Annotated in this window: 5 protein-coding genes and 1 pseudogene; 4 read left to right on the top strand and 2 right to left on the bottom strand. The window is 73.1% G+C overall.

What is annotated here, in order from left to right:
- A partial coding sequence (locus SACHA_RS20590) for a THUMP-like domain-containing protein (protein WP_039738132.1) occupies nucleotides 1-737 on the top strand: 737 nt, incomplete at its 5' end.
- Between the two features lie 246 nt (nucleotides 738-983).
- Entirely contained in the window at nucleotides 984-1,220 is a 237-nt protein-coding gene (locus SACHA_RS0106175) for a DUF2277 domain-containing protein (RefSeq protein ID WP_019808042.1), read from the top strand.
- Here SACHA_RS0106175 and SACHA_RS0106170 read toward each other — a convergent pair.
- The gene (locus SACHA_RS0106170) at nucleotides 1,201-2,013 is read right to left on the bottom strand and encodes a universal stress protein (RefSeq protein ID WP_019808040.1); all 813 of its coding nucleotides are present in this window, start codon (nucleotides 2,011-2,013) and stop codon (nucleotides 1,201-1,203) included. The genes SACHA_RS0106175 and SACHA_RS0106170 overlap by 20 nt on opposite strands.
- Between SACHA_RS0106170 and SACHA_RS26510 the strand changes: the two are divergent.
- Nucleotides 2,012-2,437, top strand: a pseudogene (locus SACHA_RS26510) (cation:proton antiporter domain-containing protein); the annotation flags it as partial. The gene SACHA_RS0106170 and the pseudogene SACHA_RS26510 overlap by 2 nt on opposite strands.
- A 43-nt stretch (nucleotides 2,438-2,480) precedes the next feature.
- On the top strand, nucleotides 2,481-3,578 hold the full coding sequence (locus SACHA_RS20585) for a potassium/proton antiporter (protein WP_232211823.1): 1,098 nt from the start codon (nucleotides 2,481-2,483) through the stop codon (nucleotides 3,576-3,578).
- 241 nt (nucleotides 3,579-3,819) lie between these two features.
- Here the strand turns inward: SACHA_RS20585 and SACHA_RS0106160 are convergent, their stop codons facing one another.
- A complete protein-coding gene (locus tag SACHA_RS0106160; protein WP_019808033.1) occupies nucleotides 3,820-5,097 on the bottom strand; it encodes a C40 family peptidase in 1,278 nt (425 codons plus the stop codon).
- Between the last annotated feature and the right edge of the window lie 187 nt (nucleotides 5,098-5,284).

Genomic DNA, 5,284 nt, shown 5'->3' with positions numbered 1-5,284 from the left:
TCGTCCGCGCCGACGCGCTGCGCCCGGTGACCCGGGACTGCGTGGTGGTGGCCGACCCGGCCCGCCGCGACGCGGGCGGACGGCGCCGGTGGCGTCCCGGAGACTTCGTGCCCCCGCTGGACGACCTGGCGGACACCTACGCGGGGCGCGACCTGTCGGTCAAGACCGCCCCCGGCCTGGACCCCGCCGCCGCGCCGTGGGCCGCCGAGGTGGAACTGATCTCCCTGGACGGCCGGGTGCGGGAAGCGAGCCTGCTCAGCGCGGGGCTGGCGACGGCGTCCCGCCGGGCCACCGTGCTGAGCTCGGACGGCACCGGCTGGAGCATCACCGACGCCGAATCCGACGACGTGGCCGTCGGTCCGCCCGGGCGGTGGCTGGTCGATCCGGACGGGGCGGTGGTGCGCGCCGGCCTGGTGCGGCACTACGCGGCCCGGTACGGCCTGTGGCAGCTCGACGAGCACATCGCCTACCTGACCGGTGACGCCCCACCGCCCGGTGTGCGGGCGTTCCGGGTGCTCGACCACGGCCACTACAGCGAGAAGACGCTGCGGGCCACCCTGCGCGCCCACGAGGTCGGCAGGCTGGAGATCCTCGTCCGCGGCCTCGACGTCGACCCGGACGCGCTCCGCCGCAGGCTCAAGCCCCGCGGCCCGAACGAGGCCACCGTGGTCCTCACTCGCCTCGGCCGCACCCCCACCGCCCTCCTCTGCCGAGCCGAACGCACCCCCACCCTCTGACCGCGAGTCGCCATTCGATGCCCGCGAGTCGCCACTCCGTGCCCGCGAGTCGACGCTGCGATCCCGCGAGTCAACGTTCCAGAGCACGGGTAGCCCTCGGGTCGGAATGCCGGCGTGTCGGTCGGCTCCCGGCACACGGACCCGAGGCGCCGACGCACGGTCCTGGAGCGTCGACTCGCCGTCCTGGAGCGCCGACTCGCGGTGTTGAGGTGTCGACTCGCGGGCGTTCGGGCGGAGAATGCCGGTATGTGCCGAAACATCAGGACGCTGCGCCCGCCGTACGCCGAGGCCGTCAGCGACACCGACATCCGGGCGGCGGCGCTGCAGTACGTCCGGAAGGTCTCCGGCTTCCGGCAGCCCGCGGCGCACAACGCGGCGGCGTTCGACCGGGCCGTGGACGCCGTCGAGGCGGCGACGGCCGAGCTGTTGGCGTCGCTGGAGGTGCGGGGGCACCGGGACGGGGTCAGTCCGACGTCGGGCTGACCAGCACCGGGCACGGGCTCCGGGTCAACAGCTCGGCCGTGACACCGCCCAGCAGCAGCCGGGTGAAGCCGGTGCGCCCGTGGCTGGCGGTGAGGGCGAGCGCGTCGGGGCGTTCGCCGAGCAACTCCGTGATCGCCCCGGCGGGATCGTCCCCGGTGAGCAGTGTCGCCGTGGTCGGCACGATGCTGTCGCTCAGGTCGTCGGCGACCTCGGTCAGGCGGGTGTGCAGGCGTTCCCGCTCCACCGTGGGCCGGGCGGGGTCGGCGACGTGGACGAGTTCGAGCTCCAGCCCGAAGTCCCGGCCCCACGCCCGTGCGGCGGTCAGCGCGGACTCCGACCGGGTGGAGCCGTCCAGGCACACCACCAGCCGCCGGTACCGTTCCGGCGCGTCCTCGGTGCGGTGGCCCGGCCCGACCAGCAGGACAGGTTCCTTCGCGGCCCGCAGCACGTGCGCCGAGACGCTGCCGAGCACGAGCCGGGCGAGTTCGTCACGGTGCAGCGCGGACATGCACAGCAGCGTCCCCCGTTGCTCCGCGGCCATCTCGGCGAGCACGTCACCGGGCCAGCCCGCGCCCACGACACAGACGTCGATGTCGTCGTGCGGCAGGCCGTCGGCGAGGTCGTCGAGGTCCTGCGCCCAGTTGCCGCGCACCGGGTCGTACACGGTGACCAGCTCCATCGGGCACCCGCTCGCCTGGGCGATCCGCACGGCCGGATCCAGGACCTGCCGGGCCCAGTCGGAGGCGTCCAGCGGCACCAGAACCCGGGTCACCGACACGGTGGTGTCAACCATGTCCACTCGGCCTCACCCGGATCAGCGAGGTCGGCGCGGCACGAAAGGTAAACTCCGGGTACGATCCCGCCTCCGAGCCCCGGGGAGTTATGAGCCTCCAACTGCCTGCCGACTGGTGGATCCTGCTCGTGGCGACACTGTTGGTGGGGGTGTGCTCGCGGCCGGGTTCGCGAACCGGCTCCGGTTGCCCGGTCTGCTGCTGTTTCTCGTACTCGGCATGGTCATCGGCGACGAAGGGCTCCAGTTGGTCACGCTGGACGACCCCCGCGTCGCCCAGATCGGGGGAACCATAGCGCTGTTGCTCATCCTCTACGAGGGTGGGCTGACCACCAAGCCCCGGGACGTCCGGCAGGCCGCCGTGCCGGGCATGATGCTGGCCACGGTGGCCGTGGTCCTCACCGCGGGGGCGCTCGGTGCGGCGGCGTATCTGCTGCTCGACCTCGACCTGATGACGGCGCTGCTCATCGGTGCGGTCGTGGCCCTCCACCGACGCGGCGGCGGTGTTCGCGATGCTGCGCCGCGCCCCGCTCCCGCGCAGGCTCTCCTCGCTGCTCGAGGTCGAGTCCGGGGCCAACGACCCGATCGCGATCATGCTGACGATCGGGCTGCTGGAGACGTGGCGTGGGGATCCCGGTGTGTGGGACTGGGCCGGGTTCGCCGCGCTCCAGCTGGTCGGTGGGCTCCTCGTCGGCGCCGGGGTCGGACTCGTCGGCAGTTGGCTGCTGATGCGCGTCAACCTCGGTCCCGCGGGGGTCTATCCGGTGCTCGCCCTCGGTGTGGCGGGTATGTCGTACGGCCTCGCGGCGGCCGTCGGGGCGTCGGGCTTCCTCGCCGTCTACGTCACCGGCCTCGTCGTGGGTGCGCGGGTGCCCCTGCACCGCAGGGGCATCCGCACGTTCCATCAGGGGCTGTCGAGCACCGCCGAGGTCGGCCTGTTCCTCATGCTCGGCGTGCTGGTGTTCCCGTCGCAGCTGCCCGGGGTCGTCGCGCCCGGCCTCGTGGTGACGGTCCTGCTGGTGCTGGTGGCGCGGCCGGTCGCGGTCCTGCTGTGTCTGGGCTGGCAGGGCTACACCTGGCGGGAGCTGGTCTTCGTGTGCTGGGTCGGGCTCCGCGGTGCGGTGCCGATCGTGCTGGCCACGTTCCCGTTCCTCGCCGGGTACCCGGACGGCGCGTTCATCTTCAACATGGTCTTCTTCGTGGTGCTCGTCTCCGCGGCGATGCAGGGGGTCAGCATCCGCACGGTCGCGGGCTGGCTCGGCCTCCGCGACCCGTCCGCGTCCTCGGCGGCGGTCGCCGAGGACGTGCCGATCGGGGACATCAACACCGAGTTGATCGAGGTACGGGTCACCGACGACCTGCACCTCGCCGGACGGCAGCTGCGCGAGGTCACCCCACCCCAGGGGCTGATCACGACGATCATGCGGGGCGGGCGGGTGCTCATCCCGACCCCGCGGACCCGGTTCCGCAGTGACGACCTGGTGATCGTGGCGATGCCCCGGCAGCAGAACGCCGCGAAGCTGGTGACCGCCTGGGCGCGGGGCGAACTGGAGCCGGAACCGGTGTGACCCGCGCGGACCGGCCGCTACGGTGGACGGTCCGCCGGATCCCGGCCCGCGCGCACCGGGCCGGGTTCTGTGGGTCAGCACACGTATCCGTTGCGTGATACTTGCACAGTGCGCAAGTATCCGGCACCGTCCGGGGTGGTCCGCGTCCGTCGTGTCCTCCGCGGGCGGGGTCCGACCCGGCCGGACTGTGCGCGCACTGGGGGTGCACACAGACCGGGCCGGGTTGGCCCACCTCGGTGGCTCAGGCCGTCGGTCGTCCCGCACCCGCGTAGTTGTCCCCCGGTTTCCGGTAGTTGTGCACCTGGACGGCCTGCCCGAACGTCGGGGCGTCGATCATCTGCCGGTTGCCGATGTAGAGCCCGACGTGATGGATCTTGGTCTCCGGTTCGCCGTAGAAGACCAGGTCCCCGAGCCGGGGCTGTTCGTCGGCGGGGACCGGGGTGATGCTGTGGTACTGCGTGTGTGCGGTGCGCAGCAGGTCGATCCCGGCCTCGCCGTAGGCGGCCGTGGTCAGTCCCGAACAGTCGAAGCCCTGATCGCCCCGCTCCAGGCCGTTGCCGCCCCACACGTACGGCAGGCCGATCTTGTCGATGGCGAAGAGGACGGCGTCCAGCACCGCGGGGTCGGGTTCGTCGCCGTCCCGGCCGACCGTGCCGTACACGTTCGCGGTGGCCAGCGTCCGGTGCAGGAACAGCGGCTCGTCGTGCAACGCGGACACCCCGGCCAGCCACCCGTCGCCGTCGGCGAGGTCGCGCCCGTCGGCGCACAGCGCCCGGCCCGCGGTCAGGGCCGCGTCGTCGAGGTCCTGGATGTCGGGGGTCTCGTGCGTGGCGCTCGCCCGCCATTCCCGCCACACCCGGGGGGCCAGTTGCATCGGACCCGCCGCTCCCGGGCGGGAGACCACCGTTCCTTCGAAGTCGCGCACCTCGATCGTGCCGATCGGGTCGGAGACCGTGCCGTCGTCGGTGATCGCGCGGTCCCCCGTGCGGCCGTGGTCGCTGACCGTCCGCCCCACCCCGGCCAGTGTCACCCAGGAGAGGTTGCACTGCGGCTGTTCGTCGCTGAGGGTCACGGTCGCCGCGGCGTAGGCGTGCATCGCACGGCGCGGGATGTTCAGCCATCCGGCGACCTCGTCCACCCAGTCCTCGAACCGGGGTCCCGACGCCGGAGGCGCGTCCGAGGCCCCTGGCGGCGTGGTGGGGGCCCCCGTGGCGGATGCGGTGGTCGCGCGCGGCGCGTCCGGTGCGGCCGAACCGGTGGCCGACGGGATCCCGGTGGCGATGTCGGTGCGTTCGTCGTCCGTGGCCGCCGGGGTGAGGTCGGCCTCGCGCGGACCGAACCCGAGGGCGACGGCGAACACGGCGAGGGCGACCACCGTCGACACGACGGCGATGAGCACCGTCCGGTGGCGCGGGGTCCGGTCGCGTTCTCCTTCGGCGGCCGGGTCCCCGTCGTCCACCGGGTGTGCGTGGGTCGCGTCGCCGTGCTCGGCCGTGCGGTCGTCGTCGCCCGCTGTCATGGGGACAGGATAAGCGGTCGGGACCGGTGGTGGCTCAACCAATCGATCGTCGGGTCATCTGATCCGGTGCTGTGCCGTCACGGAGTGAATCCGCCGGGTCCCGCATCGACGAGGGGACCGCGCGCGGCGTCAGGGCCGCGCGAGCCGTTCCGCGAGCAGGGCCCGCAGCCGGTCCGGGTCCGCCTCG

This window comes from Saccharomonospora halophila 8, assembly GCF_000383775.1.
In the GTDB taxonomy this organism is placed as follows: domain Bacteria; phylum Actinomycetota; class Actinomycetes; order Mycobacteriales; family Pseudonocardiaceae; genus Saccharomonospora; species Saccharomonospora halophila.
Note: the sequence above shows the minus strand (reverse complement) of the source record. Positions and strands in the feature narration are given on the sequence as shown.